Below are 16,505 nucleotides of genomic sequence, written 5' to 3' on the forward strand. Positions count from 1 at the left end.
GGCAGCCGCTTCGCGCCGGGTTGGTGGACATCTTCTACTACGACGACGAGGAATTCCGCTTCCGCGACGGACGGCTGCTGCTGCGGGGCAACAACGGCACCGGGAAGTCGAAGGTGCTTGCCCTGACATTGCCGTTCCTGCTCGACGGCGAACTGACGCCCAGCCGGGTCGAGCCGGACGGGGACCGGGCGAAGCGGATGGAGTGGAACCTGCTGCTCGGCGGCAAGCACCCGCATGACGAGCGGACCGGCTACGCCTGGCTGGAGTTCGGCCGGCTGGACGAGGACGGCCAGGAGCACTACTGCACCGTCGGCTGCGGTCTGAAAGCGGTCAAGGGCAGAGGCATCGCACGGCACTGGTTCTTCGTCACCGACCGGCGCGTCGGCCCGGACCTGGCGCTGATGTCCGCCACCCGCATCCCGGCCACCCGCGAGCGCCTCAAGGACGCGCTCAGCGACCGCGGCCTGGTCTACGACACCGCGACCGAGTACCGGCGCGCGGTGGACGAGGCGATGTTCGGGCTCGGCCGGGAGCGCTACGAAGCACTGGTGGGGCTGCTTATCCAGCTGCGCCAGCCGCAGCTGTCGAAGAAGCCGGATGAGAAGCTGCTGTCCAGAGCGCTCAGCGAAGCCCTCCCACCGCTCGATCCGGCGCTGATCACGGAAGTCGCCGAAGCCTTCCGCGGCCTGGACGAGGAACGCGAGGCCCTGCTCGGCCTACAGGAGACGGCGCGGGCGGCAGAACTCTTCCTTCGCCACTACCGCCGCTACGCGCGCACCGCGGCGAAGCGGCAGGCGGCCGTGCTGCGCCTGACGCACAGCAAATACGAGCACCTCGGCCGTGATCTCGGTGAGCAGGACGCCGCTTTCGAGTCGGCGACCGAACGGCTCACGGGCACCAGAGAGCGACTCGGCGAGCTCGCCTCCGAGCGGGAGCGGCTGTCCGCCGCCCACGACGCGCTCAATCGGAGCCCCGAGATGGACGCGGCCCGCAGCCTCGACGAAGCGGGCAAGACCGCGCACACGCTCGCCGAGGTCGCCGCAGACCGCGCGTCGGCGCGCGATCGTGCGCGCGTTCAGGCCGAGAACTGGCACCGCAGACTCGCGGCCGCGCACATCCGCCGCGAGCGTGACATCGCGGCTCTCGAGGACGCCGACGCGCGGGCACAGCAGGCCGCCGCGCGCTCAGGCATCGACCACGGTGCGGTCTGGAGCGAAGCCGACCAGGAAGCCGCACCCCACCCGCAGGCCCGAAGCGCCGCAGAACGCGCCGTCGCACGCCGCACCCAGGCCATCGTCGGCCTGGAATCCCTGCTCGACGGGGCCGATCGGGCGCACGAGCGTGCCAGGGCGGCCCGGGCAGAGGCCTCACGCGCGGCCGAGGATCGCATCGCCGGCCAGGAACGGACTGCCGCCGCGGAAGCCGTCATCACCGATGTCGGCGCGGCCCTGGTCGAGGAATACCGCGCGTGGCTCGACGCCCACCCGGCAACACGCAGGCTCGAGCCGGAGGAGCTGCTCGCTCAACTGGGCACGTGGGCCGAGACCCTTGGCGGCGCCAACCCGGCGGCAGCGGCAGCCCACGAGGCTTATCAGCGGGCTGCGGCCGAACTGAGCCGACAGGAGAGCGGCCTCGAGCGGAAGTGCGCGGAGACCCGCGAACAACTCGCCGCGATCGCGACCGACATCGCGCGGCTCGAATCAGGCGGCCACCAGGCCCCGGTACCGGCCCACACCCGCGACATGCAAGCCCGAGCCGACCGGCCGGGGACGGCATTCTGGCGGGCGGTGGACTTCGCCGACGACGTGAACGCGGCCGACCGTGCCGGCCTGGAAGCCGCACTCGAAGCCGCGGGCATCCTCGACGCATGGGTCAGCCCCGACGGCACGCTGCATCATTCCGGAACCGGCGACGCCCTCGTGACCGCTACTGCCTTCCCCGCGCCGAACGGGGGACTGGCCAGGCTGCTGCGCCCGGCCGTCGACCGCGACGACCTCGCGGCCGCGGCGCTGACCGACGAAGCGGTGGCGTCCGTGCTCGCCTGTATCGGCGTCGACGAGTCGGATCACCCCACCTGGGTCGGGGTTCAGGGACACTACGGTCTCGGGGTGCTGCGCGGCCGGTGGAGCAAAGAAGCAGCCTGCTACATCGGCGAAGGCGCACGCGAAGCCGCACGGCGCGCCAGGCTGGCCGAACTCGGCGCACGCCGCTTCGACATTCAAAGCGAGCTCGACAACCTCGCTCGCGACCTGGAGGAAGTACGTGCGCTTATCGGAGCTCTCACCGAGCACCAGCGCCTCCAGCCCTCCGACCTGGCGCTGCGCGACGCGCAGTCGCGCCTGGCCGTGCAGAACGAACTGCTGCGTACCCTGATCGAGCGCGCCGAGGAGACGCAGCACACGGCGACCGAACGGCAGCGCGCTGCCGAGGCTGCTGAAATCGAGGCAGGTGACTACGCTCAGGACACCGGGTTGCCGGTAGAGCGTCCCGCGCTCGCCGACGTCCGGGAAGCGGTGCACGACTACCGTGCCGCGCTCGCGGCGTTCTGGCCGGCCGCGACGGCCGCCGCCGAGGCGGCCGGAGAACTCCACGACGCACAGGCGGAGGCCCAGGCCGCAGCGGAAGTCCTCGCTGCGGACACGGACGAGGCGGAGCGCGCCGCACGCGAGGCGACGGCAGCCGACGAGCGCCGCCGCGTCCTCCAGGAGACCATCGGCGCAGGCGTGGAAGAACTCTTTCGCCGCCTGCGCGAGGTCGAGACCGCACGAGTGGAAAGAGACGCAGCGGAGAACCAGGCTCGCGACGAGCACGACCGAGCCATGGGCGAGCGCGAACGCGCGGACGGGCGCCGCGAGCTGCTGCGCGAGCAGATCGGGGCCGCAGTCGAAGAACGGGACGCGGCGGTGCACGCTCTGCGCGATTTCACCCGCAGCGGACTGCTCGCCACCGCCTTGCCCGGCCTCGAGCACCCCGCCACGGAGGCGGAGTGGTCGCCCACCCCCGCGGTCGCCCTGGCCCGTTCCATCAACCAGGAACTCGACGAGACCGACGAGGGCGACCGGGCCTGGGAACTGATCCAGCAGCGCGTCGCCCATGAAATCAAAGACCTGACGGACGCTCTCGGACGCCACGGACACAGCGTCGGGATGACCCCGCACGCCGGGCTCATGCACGTCGACGTGGTCTACCAAGGCCGCTCTCAGGACGTGCCCGCGCTCGCGGCCTCCCTCGCCGAGGACGTCGAGCAACGAGGCCGACTGCTCTCGGCCAGGGAACGCGAACTGCTTGAGAACCACCTCGTCGGCGAAGTGGCCGGGGCGCTGCAGGAGCTGATCGCGGCGGCCGAGGAGCAGGTGCTCGAGATGAACAGGGATCTCGAGCAGCGCCCGACCTCCACCGGGATGCTTCTGCGGTTCCAGTGGAACCCCGCCAAGACCGCGCCCGAAGGGCTCGAAGCTGTGCGCGGCAGGCTGTTGCGCAAGTCCGCCGACGTCTGGAGCCCGGCCGACCGCGCCCTGGTCGGGCAGTTCCTCCAGACGCGCATCGCCGCCGACCGCGAGGAGCACCCGGGAGATTCGTGGGCGGACCAACTCGCCCGAGCCCTGGACTACCGGGCCTGGCACGAATTCGCCATCCAGCGCCGCCAGGACGGCCAGTGGCGTCCGGCGACCGGCCCCGCCTCCGGCGGCGAGAGGGTCCTGGCGGCATCGATTCCGCTCTTCGCTGCCGCCTCATCGCACTACTCCTCCGGGCGCGCCAGCGCGCCGCGCCTGATCGCGCTGGACGAGGCTTTCGCGGGAGTCGACGACGACTCGCGCGCCAAGTGCCTGGGGCTGCTCGCTTCCTTCGATCTCGACGTCGTGATGACCAGCGAGCGCGAGTGGGCCTGCTACCCGACCGTGCCCGGCATCGCCATCGCGCAACTCTCCCGCCGCGAAGGCATCGATGCCGTTCTGGTGACGCCCTGGATCTGGGACGGGCGTGAACGCCGCCGCGCGCCACGCGGTATCGCGTTCGCCGCCGCAGCCGCGTCGCAACCGGATGCACAGGACGCTGATGCGCCGGACGGCGTGCAAGAGGCCCTCACCGCGTGAATGCCCACGACACGGATTTCGAACGTCTCACCCGGGTGCTCGGCACCCCGGAGACCGCGTGGCTCATCGAGCGTGTCCGCAGGCGTGCGGCCGAAGGACGCCCGCTGACCGGTAATCTCACGCTTACCTCCGCCACGCCCGCGCAGCGCCGCGCCATCGACACACTGCTGGGAAGGCCTCCCAGCCGAGGCGCCTCACTCAGCGTGCGGATGGAGGAACTCGATACCCTCCTGCGCACCGCGGGCATCCACCCCGGCGGCCTGCGTGGTGCCGTGGAAGAGCTCACCGGCCCCATCCCGGACAACAAGGCGAAGGCACTCGCCGACGCACATGCGTGGCAGTATGCATACGAGCCGTTGGATGCGGTTGCCGTCGACAACGCATATCTCGAGGCGTGGTGGACCCGTCCGTCGGCGCGTGGCACGCTCAAGCGGCTGGCCGGCGGCGACTCGGGTACCGCGCGAAGCCTCGCCGCGCAGGCCGCAGCCGTGCTCACCGGCCTCCCGTCCGACGGCATCTCCCTACCCGTCCTCGCGGCCCGCGTCACCGGAGACGCCCACGCCCTGGACCACGACCAGCCGGTGGGCAGACTCGTCCTCGCGGCCACCGAACAATGGGCCGGCTCGATCTCGCCCGACCCCGAAGCCCTGCTCGCCCTTCCCAAATCCGAACAGCGCCGCGCGCACTGGGCGGAACTCGGTGTCAGCCTCGACGAACTCTCCTCGCGTGTCCTCGCCTTCGGCCTGCCCGGCAATCCGTCCGGCGCCGGAAGCCTCGGCCCAATCCTCGCAGTCGCCAGAGAACACGGCGAGCCCCTCGCTCTCACGCTGCGCCAGGTCCGCCAAGGCGCCGCAATCACGCTGACCGACGCGTTCGGCGTCGGCCCCGGCGAGGTGTTCATCTGCGAGAATCCCGCCGTCCTCGAGGCCGCAGCGCGGCGGGTGGGGCCGGACTGCCCGCCGCTGATCTGCGTCGAAGGCCAGCTCTCCGTCGCCGCCCGAGCCCTGCTGCGCGCCCTCCGCGCGCGTGGCGCGACGTTCCGCTACCACGGAGATTTCGACTGGGGAGGCCTGCGCATCGGCCGCTCCGTATTCGCCCTCACCGGCGCCACACCCTGGCGCTTCTCGTACGACGACTACCTCAAGGCGATCGAAGCTGGACACGGCAGCCGGCTGGACACCGGCGCCCCGTGTGACGCCTCATGGGACCCGCGATTACGCGAGGCGATCTCCACCCACGCGGTACGCGTCGAGGAAGAGCACATCATCGAAGACCTGCTCTCAGACCTCGACGGTTACATGCGGCAGATGTCCCGCCTCTCTGAATCTGCTCGATGACCACCGCCCTGACCTGCGTCGAGCAGATGCGGGTGGCGGGCGGCTCAGGGGCTGATGTCGCTGGCCTGGGTAAATGCCCAGCGCACGTTCTCTCGTCCCCGCTTGCGGATCAATCCACGGTGTCTGCGGCTGGCGCCGAGGATCTCGGGGTGCAGGCTCACATCGAAGGCCGGGCCGACGTCGTCGGCGCGCCCGAGCCAGCGGCGGTGGGTGAGGCAGAGGACCTGCTCGTGAGGCGTGGAACACTCCACCGATTCAGCGCCCTGTGCTCTGGGCTCGGCATCACCTTCGGTGACGATTGAGGTTCTGCCCTCGAGGACGAGGAGGCCAGCGTGGGCATAGCCATCGCCTACACCGACCTTCAACGATTCCGAGACCGCTGTTCCATGACGGCGGTCAGTTTCGGAACCGGCGACCCGGACTACGACGCCGAGGCGCTGCTACCAGCTGACCGCTGGACGGCTCTTCCCCACGAGGTGGCGGCCGAAATGCATGCCCACGCGGACGTAGAGGCGAGCAGGATCGTCGAACTGGTCCGCATGCCGGAGATCGCGGCGCTCGATGCAATCCACCGATTCGACCCGTTCGGCGGCCAGTAACCCGTTCAGTTCTTGGGGTACACCGAGTGCGCTGGGAACCAGCGGACAACGACAACAGATCACCGAACGATGCGACGACTCGGCATCCACCTCGACAACTTCGACCGCATGCCGCTTGAGCGCCGCCACGAGAGCCGCCGCCGCATAAGCCTCAACCTGGGGCCCGGCCTCCGATACTTCCTGCTCGCGACGCAGGACGTCCAGGAGTTGGCGCACCGCACACCCCTCATCGAACGTGAGCCGCACACGGACCAGGTGCGCCGCTACGTCGTCGGCGGTGGACAGCTCGCCTGCATCAGGATCCGGCTGGAGCCGGGCGAAGGGTACATCGCGCCGACGGAGCTGATCCCCCACGACGGCTCCACCTGGGGACTCGAGCCGCCCTCCAGATCGCTTTCTGGCTCGGCGAGTGGCCCTGCGGAGCGCTACCCCCGGCGTTGTGATCACACAGGATGTAGCCGCCGAGCTTGCCCGAGGGCTCCGCTGAAACGAGTGCGATCCGTCCGGCCGCCAGTGTGGCGAGGCGGCTTCACGTGCGACTTTGCCTATGATCGGCCGGCATGGCGTCGATGATCTCCATGATCCTCCAGGTTCTGGCTTTCGGAGTCTTCCTGGCAGGAACCGCCTCGCTGGCGCTGATCGACGCGCAGACGAAGCTTCTGCCGAACTGCATCCTGTATCCGGTCGCCGCCACCAGCTTCGGCCTCCTCACCGTTGCGGCGGCAACCGGAGGGGAATGGGCTCGGCTCGGTATCGCGCTCGGTGCGGCAGCGGTACTGGTGCTCGCATTCGGCGTACTACACAACCTTACGAGCCTGGGGCACGGCGATGTCCGGCTCGTCGGACTACTCGGGTTGGTGCTTGGCTGGATCGGGCCCGGGATCGTCGTCACCGGGCTGCTGTTCGGCGTGCTCACCGCAGCACTGGCCGCGACATATCTGCTGCTGACGAGACGGATGGGCCGCGGGGAGATGCTCGCCTACGGGCCATTCCTGATCGGTGGCGCGTGGCTGGCTCTGCTATGGCAGGCCATTTAGTCAGGGCTCAATCACGGTTCTTGACCTCGGTGGTCAGCTTGACCGCTCTCGCGACGGGCCGGCCAGCGCTCTTCCGTGTGAAGGCGGACCCGGACTCTCTGCTGGTGCGTCCCAGTATCGTCCGCTGTGGTCTGCCATTGATCGACTGCCGGCTGTTGTCGTCTGCTGTCGGCTGTTGCCGGGGCTTTCGCTGACTTCTCGCTGACTGAACAGGTCCGTCGCCAGGCACCGATGCGTCCCAACGCCCCAGGGATGCGAAATGCGGGTGTAGCCGCCGACCGTCCCTCGACGTATGCCCACTGATATGCGTCAGCGGGGGTTGCGGCTGATCCCGTTCGCGGTAGGCACGGTGGTTGTGGTGGGTGCCTTCGTGAACGACGTCCTCGCGCACGGACTCACCCTGGGTCTGTCGGCGCCCGCCTTCACACTCGTGTTAGTCGGCGGCTACGTCGTGCTCTGGCGCCGAGGTCATTTGCGGCGGCGGCTGGTCTTGCTGCCCGCGCTGTGGGTTGCCGGGAGTGCAGCGTTTTTCTCCTTCTCGCTCGAATCGCGCGGTTTAACCGCGCTGAGCGACCTCGTCGGCGCGACGGTCGTCTCCGCGCTCCTCACTGCCCTCGTACCGTGGGCGGCCGCCTCGGGCGAGCGGCGCAGGCATCGCCGCGCTGCCGCATCCAATACGTCTACCACCTCCAACGCAGACCGCTGAGCGCCAGCGCCCTCACCGCGTGGGCTGGTTCGGTAAACGACGAGGGCTGGCCAGCCGTCCGCGAGCGTTGTCAGCTTGGGAAGCTGAGTATCCACACCCACGCTGACCTGCGCGCTGGTCACTGCCTTGCCGTGGAGTCGATCTCCCGTGAGTTCCCGTGGTTCGCCCCTCGGCTTCCTCCCGACGGGCACGCATCGGGCACGGTGCGCGCTTACCTGCAAGCTGCTTCATCCTTGGTGGGTCGGCGCCCCGGCCGAGAGGGCTGTCATGACTGAGGGAGGCGCCCAGATGAACGCGTCTGCGGTCCTCATCCGAAGCGGCTCGGTCTGCCAGTACTCTGTAATATCGGTCCAGTGGTCGAGAGCGGCTTGGCGAACGCTGTGCGGTCTGCCACGGTCGTAGCAAAGGTCAAAGCGATATACCCGACGTTCACCCGTGATGACCTCCCCGAATTCCCTGTCGGGCCCGTCGGGGAAGAGGTCGACCACTACTGTATTCGCCGGATCGAGCCCTTGGCCGTCGAGCAGCTCGCGCCATCGCCGCCACAGATCGAAGGAACTCGTCCGGAGCAGACCTGTGTATGCGACATGCACCGCCTGGGTCATGAAGCAGATAGTCGACCAATCGCCGATCGCGCGCCGGCCCCGCCGGCCACGACCCGGCGACCCCCTCGATGCGTACTCGGCGCAACTATGCGGCAAACAGGGGCATATTTTCATGAACTGGGTCGGGATTCGTCACTGAGGCGCGCTGACCGTGGGGCCTGTTGCTGTACTCCGCTGCGGTACGGCCGCCCGGCTCCCGAACTGCGCTGAGCTGTCGTACCTCGTGTCTACACTCGCGGATGTGACTGATTGGACGGGTGTTCGAGAGCGTGTCTTGGCCTTACGCGAATCGGAGAAGAACCGCGTGTTCGGTGCCATAGGCCACGGCTTCGAACTGGAGGACTCGCTGAGTTCTGATGGGCTGGCCGAGCTGGAAGCGCAGCTCGGAGTGGGACTGCCTGCCGACTACCGCAGCTTCCTGATGGATGTCGGGGCCGGGGGCGCTGGACCGTCGTACGGCCTATATCCCGTACGACAAATGGCGGGCCGCTGGCACTGGCTCGGAGACGGTGCAGACCTCGCCGATCTCGAGTTGGTGCACGAGCCGTTCCCCGGCCTTCTGGACGCCGAGATGCTCGCGGCCCTGTATGCGGAGCAGCCCGACGAGGAAGAATTCGAGGACATCGAGGTATTCGATGCCGCGCATGAGGCCTGGGAGAAGCGAGCGGGCGAGATCGTGCGGACTCCAAAGCGCACCGCCGGCGCGGTCTGCGTGTGCCATCACGGCTGCGCGTTGCGTACCTGGTTGATCGTGACCGGGCCTGAGCGGGGGACCATGTGGTTCGACACTCGGGCTGACGACGGGGACCTGACTCCAGAGCTGATTGACGGTGAGCCCGCGACGTTCGGGCGCTGGTATCTAGCCTGGTTGAGCGAGGCGGAGGCGGCGGTTCCGCGTGCTCGATGAACGGATGCAGACTGCGAACAGCGGCATCGACAAACATGGGTGCCCCTTTGACCCCCAGCTACGTCTACCTTCGCGCTGACCTGCCTTGCGGGGAGCGCCGGTCGCATCCGGCATTTCTGGTGGCCTGCGGTAATTCGCAGCCGTCTGCCGCAGTTGGTGTCAGCGATTGGTGTCGGGTCGCTCTCCGCGCGACCAGACTTCCGCCTGCGGGGTGCGTGCCGTATTTTCCATGCATGGATGACATCACATTTAGAGTCAGACAGCGGAAGGGCCTGCTGATTGGGGCTGCGGCCTGTGCGGTATTCGGCATCGGTGCGATCGTGACCGTAGCCACCGGTGCCCGGTACTCCGGCTATGGCCTGGTGATCGTCTGGGGATTCTCGTGCCTGCTCGTCTCCCCGTTCTTCGGCCTACTAGCCTTCGGCCACACGACGCTCGCGGCGGATCGGCTGTCGAGTAGGACACTCGTCCGCAGCCGCTCATGCCGATGGGACGAGATCGACCGGATTGATACGCGGGTTGTTCAAGGACGTGGTACATCGGTCGCGCAGATTATCGCAATACGCGCTGCTGGGAGGCCGATCAAGCTCAGCGTGCCCAATGGCAACGATCCAGACTTCGCAGCCAGCTGAGCCTGATCGAGGAGTACTTGCAGCAGCACGCGTCGCGCGAGCTCAGCTGAGATCAGTGGCCAGGCGTTGACGCCGGATGGCAACTGGGCGAAGACGTCATCGACCGGCCCACCCGTCAGATCACTCGGATCCCGCGGACAACCGCGCGACGGAGATCTGCCCATACGGCCGAGGATCCCACAGCGAGCTTCTCGGCGCCCCGCGGCGGATCCGACCGATGCGCGTCATTGATCTCGGTCCCCTGCTTATCCGCGAGCCGCCGACGGCAGAGCAACCATGTGCGGCCGGACCGAACACCGGCCTCGGGGGGCGTGGGCAGCGCCGCGGTACAGATCGCCGCAGCCGTCGGTGCCCGGGTCCTGGGCGTGGCCAGTGCGGGCAACCATGACTATGTACGGAGCCTGGGTGCGAGCGAGGTGTTCGATTACCACGCCGCCGACTGGGTCCGGCAGGTGCTCGCCACGGCCCCCCGGCGGCGTCGACCTGTTGATGGACTGCGCCGGCGGGCAGACCCGCGACCAGGCCGTCGGCGCCGTCCGGGACAACGGCCGGGCGAGCTTCATCGTCATTCAGGACGCGTCCCCGGGGTTGGAGCGCGGCATCACGGGCGATTCGTTCGTTGCCCAAGTGGACCGGTCGCGCCTGGAAGCGCTCCATCGGCTGATCGACGCCGGCAGCCTGCGGCCGAACATCGCCGAGGTATTGCCGTTGGACCAGGCCCGCGAGGCGCTTTCGTGGGTGGCGGGCCGACACGCCCGTGGCAAGATCGTGCTTCTGGTCGGGTGACCGCCTCGAGAGGACAGATGTAGGCGGATGACGCTCAGACGACGGCGGGCGGGGTGCTTTCCCGGAGGATGAGTTCGACGGGGTAGCGCTTGCGGTAGCCGAAGGCGGGGCCGCCGTTCAGAAGCATGCGGGTGGCTTCGGCGGCCATCTCCTCGATCGGCAGCCGGATCGTGGAGAGCAGCGGGTTGGCGCAACTGGCGGCGATGCTGTCGTCGAACCCGATGACGGCCACGTCCTCGGGGACGCGGCGGCCGGAGGCGGTGATCGCCTGGACGGCCCCGGCGGCCATCAGGTCGCAGGCGACGAACAGGGCGTCGATCTCGGGGTGGCGGTCGAGGAGCTGCCGTGCGGCGTCGTGACCGCCTTCCCGGGTGAAGCCCCCGTCGGCGCTGAGTTCGAGGAGGCCGAATCCCTCGATGGCACTGCGGTATCCGTCGCGGCGTTGCTCGGCACAGGTGTTGTTCTCGGGTCCGTGGATGGCCGCGATGCGACGACGGCCGAGCCGGTGGAGATGGGTGACGGCCATGAGCGCTCCGGCGATGTTATCCACCTCCAGCGTGGGGACCGCGGATGCGGTGGGAACGAGGGAGATGACGCGGCGGCAGCGCTGGTAGAAGCGCATGGACAGCTCCGGGGTCACGTTCGCCAGCAGGGCGCCGGCGGTGACGTCCTCGGCGAGGGCGTCGACGGCCTCCAGAGCGCGCTCGGCGCTGATGGCGTGGACGCGCAGCTGGGTGTCGGTTCCCTCGAGGGCTGACATCGCGCCGGCCAGGACGCGGCTGTAGTACGGGTGGGCGCCGAGCCATCCGCCGAACGGGCCGAAGCTCGTGGCGATCACCTCGATCGTCCGGGTACGGCCGGTGGCCAGGGCGCGTGCGGCGGCGCTCGGCTGGTATCCGAGTTCGGCCGCGACCGAGCGCACCCGGGTGCGGATCGAGGGGGAGGCCCCCGCCACGTCGTTGATGACACGGGAGACGGTGGCGCGCGAGACCCCCGCGGCGCGGGCCACGTCGTTGATGGTCGGCCTGCCGGGGCGGGCGGGGGTGGCTCGGCTCATGATCCCTCATTCTCCAGGCCGCCGCGCGGCTGCGCATGCGGTGCTTGACACGGTAGGACGAATGAGTACGCCCGTGAAACCCCGGTGGCGGTGAAGGACGGACAACGCGAGGCCGGCGACGGCGAACTCGGCGGTCGGGAAGCTCGCCAACACACCGGACGTGCCGAACCGGTCGAAGGCCAGGAGCATGGGGATGCGCACCAGCAGGATCGTTCCGGCCGAGATCAGGTAGGCCGGCCCGCGTCGCCCCACGGCCTGGAAGGAGGCGGCGACCAGAGGGCCGACCCCGGCGAACAGGTAGGCCGGAGCGAGCAGCCGCAGCGCGGATACCGCCTGCGCACACAGCGCCGGGTCGCTGGTGAACACGGCGACCAGCGGGCGCGCGAAGACGAGCAGCAGCAGCGTGGCCGCGGCGCCGTAGAGGAGCGTCGTGCGCAGTGCCAGGCTGATCGCCCGCTCGACCCGCGCCCCGTGGCCCAGGCCGGCGTTGTATCCGGCGACCGGTTGCAGGCCTTGGGCGATCCCGGTCTGCGGCATGGTCGCGAACGTGCCGATCCTCCCACACAGCGCGTACGCCGCCACGGTCACCGGGCCGCCGAGGGCGACCAGCAGGTTGTTGGCCACGGCCGCCAGCACGCCGGCGCCGATCGAGTTCAGGAACGTCGGTGCGCCCAGAACGAGCAGTTCGCGCAGCGTCGGGCCGTGCGGGCACAGTTCGGCGCCGCCGACCCGGTACGGGCGGGTGCGCTGGATGAAGAAGAACCACACGCTCATGCCCGCGGACACCGCCTGGCCGCCGACCGTGCCGAGCCCGGCGCCGCGTACCCCGAGCCCGCAGCCGTAGATCAGCAGCGGGTCCAGGCTGATCTGGGTGAGCACCGGCATGACCCACAGCAGCGTGGAGAACCGCATCCGCCCCTCGGCGCGCACCAGGCTGGAGAATCCGGTCGCCGTAGGCGCCCCGGCCAACAGGATCTGCCCGTACGCGTGTGCGTCGCCGCGGGTCGCCGCGGTGGCGCCGAGCAGGGTGAGCAGCGGGTTCAGCAGCAGCAGGCCACTGATGCCGGCCAGGGCGGCGCACAGCCAGAAGACGGTGAAGGCGTTTCCGGCCGCGCGCGCCGCCCGGCGGGGATCCGCGCCACCCAGGCTGCGCGAGACCATCGAGCCGCCGGCCACGCCGACCGCCGTCGCGACCGCGCCCAGAGCCAGCAGCGCCGGGGCGAGCAGGTTGACCGCGGCCAGCCCGACCGGGCCGACGGCGCGGGAGACGAACCAGGCGTTGGACAACGCGTAGACGCCGTAGACGCCCACCGACATCGTGGTCTGCGAGCAGGTGCGCCGCAGCAGCCGCCCCACTGGTTCGGTACCCAGCGCGGCGGGCCGCTCACGGCGTACGGTGCCGCCCTGCGCCCGGCCGATTCGCCGCTCCAACCGACCCTCTCCCTCGCCGCCGCCCACGTCAGCGATGGTGGCCGAACCCGGCCATCACGCGGTCGAGCCGGCCACGGGCAAAGTTGTACTCGGCCGGGTCGGTGTGGCCCCGGTACACCGTCTCGATGACCATGATGAGCGTCAGGTGCAGGTCGTAGAGTCGTCGGCGGGACTGCTCGGCAGCGGTGAACTCGCGCGCGTCGAGACCGTAGCCGCGTGCGAAGCCGTCGGCCAGCGCCTGGGCACCGAGCTGCGCGGCCGCGAACCCGGCCTCCATCAGCGGGTCGCCGTAGAAGACGCGTTCGTGGTCGATGATGCTCACGATCGCCCCGTCGCGTACCAGTACGTTGCTGTGCCACAGATCCCACTCGACCAGCCGCGGCACGGTCACCTCGTCCAGGCACTCGGCGTGCTGGACCGACAGGCCGCGGATCAGTTCGTAGTCCCAGCCGAGCTCCACCCCGCGCCGCAGACCGTCGTCGAGCACATCGGAAACCATGCCGGTGAACACCTCCCGCCACCCGGCACCCGGCTTCGCGGAATCCGGCTCCGTGGCGCCGGGGACCCCGAAGCGGTCCCCGGTGATCTCGTTGATCTGCCGGGTCGCCGCCCCCAATTCCGTGGCGTAGCGGTCGCACTCGCCGTCCGACAACTCGTCCCAGACCACGCCGAGATTCGCGGCGTCGACGTACTCCATGAAGAAGTACTCCGCATCGCACAGCTCCCGGCTCGTGTCATACGACAGTACGGTCGGCACCGGCACGTCCGTCCGTCTGCCGATCAGCTCCAGCGCCGCGACCTCCCTGGCCAGCATGCCCCGCTCATAGGTCATCACCTCGATCCCGGCGGGCGGTGCGATCTTCAACGCGACCCGCCGACCGTCGCGTAGCCGAATCGCGTAGACGACGTTGAACCAGCCATGCCCCAGCTCCTCGGCCCACCCCGCACCCTCGGGCACCTGGTCCGAACCGAACGCGCGCGCCACGATGGCCCGCAGCGCCGACGCCGGCTGGCGATTCTTCGTGATGCTCTCCACTCCACGGCCCCTCTCTCGGCGGCTACACAACCGCGCACGGCTGGACGCTAGAGGCGAGAGCGGTTTCAGGTGAAGACGCGGCCGCGAGAATCATCAGCGCAGCCGGCCGGTACTCGCCGGTCAGGCCTCGGACACGGCGCCGGCGAAAGTGCGGGTGTAGAGGGAGAGTTCGGCCCCGAGCAAGGCCGCGATCGTCTCGGCCCGCCGGAAGCCGTGGCCCTCGCCCTCGCCCTCGAAGGTGATGTATTCGCAGGTGACCGCAGAGGCCTTCTGGATGGCCTCGACGGGGGTACGGGCTTGGGCGGGCGGACAGAGGGTGTCGGCAAGTCCCTGGAACAGAGCGAACGGGGCTCGGAAGGCTTCGGGGTGATTGACCGGCGAGCGGTCGTGGTAGATCCGCCGGGCCGCCGGCCACGGACCGACCAGACTGTCCAGGTACTGAGATTCGAAGTCATGGGTGCCGCCGATACGCCCCGTCCGCTCCGACGGCCAACTCGGCGGAGACACGGCCGAGGTCGATCCCAGTGACCAGTTGGCCGAGGCGAGGAATCATCCCGCCCCCGGTCCGCGCGTCGACCTCGAGGACTCTCGGTCCCGAGGACGTCAGCCGCAGCTCGGTGTGCGTCATGGCCCGCGTCAGGCCCAGGGCTTCGTGCGCGCCCTGCAGGACGGCCGGCAGCGCGCCGCCGGACAACAGCTCGTCGTCCGCCTGCACGATGTGGCCGACCTCCTCGAAACCGGGGACGAAGCCCAACTGCTTGTGCGCGAGGACCAACGGGGTCACCCGACCGTCGATGCACACCGAGTCGCCGCTGACCTCTGGGCCGTCGAGGTACTCCTCGACCAGTACGGACCGTTCGGGCACCCGCGCACCGGCGAAGCGGTCGGCCGCCGCCGCTGGTAGGCCTCTGCGAGCTCCCGCTCGTCGCGGGCGAGCGCGACCCCGAAGCTCGAGCCGAGTACACGGGGGTTGACCACCACCGGATAGCCCACCCGCGCCGCGGCCGCCGCGACCCGCGTCTCCCAGCACGAGAGCACGCCGTCGAAGGCTCGGGCTAGTTCCGGTGCGACGATCATCATGCTCGCGGAACATGGCCGGAGCGTAGGGTCCCCACGGCAAGAGCTCCGAGGAATGCGCAAGATCGGTGCGAGTTCGTCAGCGCAAAGTACGTGAGACAGCGCCCATCGTCGCACGGTCGACCTCGTCAGTGGCGCAAAGAATCTTGGAACCTACAATTCGCGCCATGGATTCGGGAAACCAGATGACGCGCGCCGACGACATCGCCTCGGACATCCTTACGGCGAAATCTCGCCTCCTCTCCGAGGCCAGCGTCCCACCCGGAACGTAGAGCCGACAGCCAGCCACACATCGGCTGGCCGGTCTTATCAGCTTGGGAAGCTGAGTATCCACACCAGCGCTGACCTGTGTGGTGGTCAGGGGCTCGGCGCTGAGCCGATCTCCCGTGAGTCCCCGTGATTCACCGTTCGGCTACCTCCCGACGGGCACGCTCGGGCACGGCGGCGCCGCAGTCACCACGCAGGAATCTGGAAGTTCCGAAGGTAGTCGTAAGCGCCAACGGCAAAAATCACAAGCGTAGCGAGTAACGCGCCCAGCCCTGCTGTACGGGCCCGATGGCCCGGCGACGGTTCGCTGCCGGCCGCCCAAGCGCCGAGCACAACACCGCCGATCAGTACGAACACCATCAACGAGACGTGCTGCGCCCACAATACGTTCTGCCGGTGATTCGCAGCCGCCATCGAGACCGGGTCACTGTCATTGCTGGCGGGCTTCGAGATGCCGACCGCCGACAGCTCCAGCAGCCAACCGCCCAACGCGACCGTCCACAGTGCCCATGACAACGTACGGCCAACTGCGCGACCCAGCCGACTGCCAGCGCCTGAAGGGCCAGCCTGGCCATGCCCATGCACGCTCACTCCGCACTCCCGTTTCCCCACGGGTTCAATGCCAATATATTGGCTCAGTTTTGGGTCTTCGGGAACAGCGCGGAGCAACCTCCTCGATGCGAACTCGGTGCAACCACGGTTCGAACCGGGGCATACCCGAGCGGGCTACCTCAGCTGGCGTCGGCTTGATTCGCTGATCGTAGGGACTGTTGCTGTACTCCGCTGCGGTACCGAAGGTTGCATGCCGAGGATGTCCCGACTCTCGTAGAACTTCGCAGGTGGCGGTCCCCCACCTGAAGCCTGCCAGTTGGTAGGTATCGGGTGAATCTGCCAAGAATCATCCGAGATGAGGGACCACCGTGAAGAAGAACGT

17 protein-coding genes and 1 pseudogene are annotated in these 16,505 nt (G+C 69.0%); 10 read left to right on the forward strand and 8 right to left on the reverse strand.

Annotated features, from left to right (window positions below; all coding sequences use genetic code 11):
- The 6 genes from KDL01_RS29345 to KDL01_RS29370 all read left to right on the forward strand — a co-directional run.
- A partial coding sequence (locus tag KDL01_RS29345) for a TIGR02680 family protein (protein ID WP_212531889.1) occupies positions 1-4,094 on the forward strand: 4,094 nt, incomplete at its 5' end.
- On the forward strand, positions 4,091-5,431 hold the full coding sequence (locus tag KDL01_RS29350) for a TIGR02679 family protein (protein ID WP_212531890.1): 1,341 nt from the start codon (positions 4,091-4,093) through the stop codon (positions 5,429-5,431). The genes KDL01_RS29345 and KDL01_RS29350, both read left to right, overlap by 4 nt.
- Positions 5,428-5,733 (forward strand): hypothetical protein, encoded by a 306-nt coding sequence (locus tag KDL01_RS29355; protein ID WP_212531891.1) that lies wholly within the window; start codon positions 5,428-5,430, stop codon positions 5,731-5,733. The genes KDL01_RS29350 and KDL01_RS29355 overlap by 4 nt, the downstream gene beginning before the upstream one ends.
- Before the next feature lie 30 nt (positions 5,734-5,763).
- On the forward strand, positions 5,764-6,030 hold the full coding sequence (locus tag KDL01_RS29360) for a hypothetical protein (protein ID WP_212531892.1): 267 nt from the start codon (positions 5,764-5,766) through the stop codon (positions 6,028-6,030).
- Between the two features lie 560 nt (positions 6,031-6,590).
- Entirely contained in the window at positions 6,591-7,067 is a 477-nt protein-coding gene (locus KDL01_RS29365; RefSeq protein ID WP_212531893.1) for a prepilin peptidase, read from the forward strand.
- A 292-nt stretch (positions 7,068-7,359) separates the two neighbouring features.
- Positions 7,360-7,773 carry a hypothetical protein gene (locus KDL01_RS29370; RefSeq protein ID WP_212531894.1) on the forward strand — a complete coding sequence of 138 codons (414 nt, stop codon included), beginning with the start codon at positions 7,360-7,362 and terminating at the stop codon, positions 7,771-7,773.
- A 227-nt stretch (positions 7,774-8,000) separates the two neighbouring features.
- On the opposite strand, the gene KDL01_RS29375 is transcribed toward KDL01_RS29370, so the two are convergent.
- Positions 8,001-8,378: a hypothetical protein gene (locus KDL01_RS29375; RefSeq protein WP_212531895.1), complete on the reverse strand. Its 378-nt coding sequence runs from the start codon at positions 8,376-8,378 to the stop codon at positions 8,001-8,003.
- 241 nt (positions 8,379-8,619) lie between these two features.
- On the opposite strand from KDL01_RS29375, the gene KDL01_RS29380 reads away from it, so the two are divergent.
- From KDL01_RS29380 to KDL01_RS29395, 4 genes and pseudogenes are all read left to right on the forward strand, one after another.
- Positions 8,620-9,285: an SMI1/KNR4 family protein gene (locus KDL01_RS29380; RefSeq protein ID WP_212531896.1), complete on the forward strand. Its 666-nt coding sequence runs from the start codon at positions 8,620-8,622 to the stop codon at positions 9,283-9,285.
- 233 nt (positions 9,286-9,518) lie between these two features.
- Entirely contained in the window at positions 9,519-9,917 is a 399-nt protein-coding gene (locus tag KDL01_RS29385) for a hypothetical protein (RefSeq protein WP_212531897.1), read from the forward strand.
- 311 nt (positions 9,918-10,228) lie between these two features.
- A pseudogene (locus KDL01_RS45515) lies at positions 10,229-10,366 on the forward strand (zinc-binding dehydrogenase); the annotation flags it as partial.
- Positions 10,308-10,703 (forward strand): zinc-binding dehydrogenase, encoded by a 396-nt coding sequence (locus tag KDL01_RS29395; protein WP_281415662.1) that lies wholly within the window; start codon positions 10,308-10,310, stop codon positions 10,701-10,703. The pseudogene KDL01_RS45515 and the gene KDL01_RS29395, both read left to right, overlap by 59 nt.
- 34 nt (positions 10,704-10,737) lie before the next feature.
- Here KDL01_RS29395 and KDL01_RS29400 read toward each other — a convergent pair whose 3' ends face one another.
- From KDL01_RS29400 to KDL01_RS29430, 7 genes are all read right to left on the reverse strand, one after another.
- Positions 10,738-11,760, reverse strand: coding sequence for a LacI family DNA-binding transcriptional regulator (locus tag KDL01_RS29400; RefSeq protein ID WP_212531899.1), 1,023 nt, complete (start codon positions 11,758-11,760; stop codon positions 10,738-10,740).
- A gap of 6 nt (positions 11,761-11,766) precedes the next feature.
- The gene (locus KDL01_RS29405; protein WP_212531900.1) at positions 11,767-13,191 is read right to left on the reverse strand and encodes an MATE family efflux transporter; all 1,425 of its coding nucleotides are present in this window, start codon (positions 13,189-13,191) and stop codon (positions 11,767-11,769) included.
- A 28-nt stretch (positions 13,192-13,219) separates the two neighbouring features.
- Positions 13,220-14,227 carry a phosphotransferase family protein gene (locus tag KDL01_RS29410; protein ID WP_212531901.1) on the reverse strand — a complete coding sequence of 336 codons (1,008 nt, stop codon included), beginning with the start codon at positions 14,225-14,227 and terminating at the stop codon, positions 13,220-13,222.
- Between the two features lie 120 nt (positions 14,228-14,347).
- Positions 14,348-14,734 carry an alpha/beta hydrolase family protein gene (locus KDL01_RS29415; protein WP_212531902.1) on the reverse strand — a complete coding sequence of 129 codons (387 nt, stop codon included), beginning with the start codon at positions 14,732-14,734 and terminating at the stop codon, positions 14,348-14,350.
- A complete protein-coding gene (locus KDL01_RS29420; RefSeq protein ID WP_212531903.1) occupies positions 14,679-15,092 on the reverse strand; it encodes an ATP-grasp domain-containing protein in 414 nt (137 codons plus the stop codon). The genes KDL01_RS29415 and KDL01_RS29420 overlap by 56 nt, the downstream gene beginning before the upstream one ends.
- Positions 15,008-15,307 (reverse strand): ATP-binding protein, encoded by a 300-nt coding sequence (locus KDL01_RS29425; RefSeq protein WP_212531904.1) that lies wholly within the window; start codon positions 15,305-15,307, stop codon positions 15,008-15,010. The genes KDL01_RS29420 and KDL01_RS29425 overlap by 85 nt, the downstream gene beginning before the upstream one ends.
- A gap of 450 nt (positions 15,308-15,757) precedes the next feature.
- Positions 15,758-16,060, reverse strand: a complete 303-nt coding sequence (locus tag KDL01_RS29430; RefSeq protein WP_212531905.1) for a hypothetical protein — start codon at positions 16,058-16,060, stop codon at positions 15,758-15,760.
- Positions 16,061-16,505 lie beyond the last annotated feature (445 nt).

The organism is Actinospica durhamensis (assembly GCF_018139695.1).
Classification (GTDB): Bacteria; Actinomycetota; Actinomycetes; order Streptomycetales; family Catenulisporaceae; genus Actinospica; species Actinospica durhamensis.

Coding starts and splice junctions, on each gene's coding strand:
- KDL01_RS29355 (WP_212531891.1), top strand. CDS start 5,428: ATGACCACCGCCCTGACCTGCGTCGAGCAGATGCGGGTGGCGGGCGGC.
- KDL01_RS29365 (WP_212531893.1), top strand. CDS start 6,591: ATGGCGTCGATGATCTCCATGATCCTCCAGGTTCTGGCTTTCGGAGTC.
- KDL01_RS29370 (WP_212531894.1), top strand. CDS start 7,360: ATGCCCACTGATATGCGTCAGCGGGGGTTGCGGCTGATCCCGTTCGCG.
- KDL01_RS29375 (WP_212531895.1), bottom strand. CDS start 8,378: ATGACCCAGGCGGTGCATGTCGCATACACAGGTCTGCTCCGGACGAGT.
- KDL01_RS29385 (WP_212531897.1), top strand. CDS start 9,519: ATGGATGACATCACATTTAGAGTCAGACAGCGGAAGGGCCTGCTGATT.
- KDL01_RS29395 (WP_281415662.1), top strand. CDS start 10,308: ATGTACGGAGCCTGGGTGCGAGCGAGGTGTTCGATTACCACGCCGCCG.
- KDL01_RS29400 (WP_212531899.1), bottom strand. CDS start 11,760: ATGAGCCGAGCCACCCCCGCCCGCCCCGGCAGGCCGACCATCAACGAC.
- KDL01_RS29425 (WP_212531904.1), bottom strand. CDS start 15,307: ATGATGATCGTCGCACCGGAACTAGCCCGAGCCTTCGACGGCGTGCTC.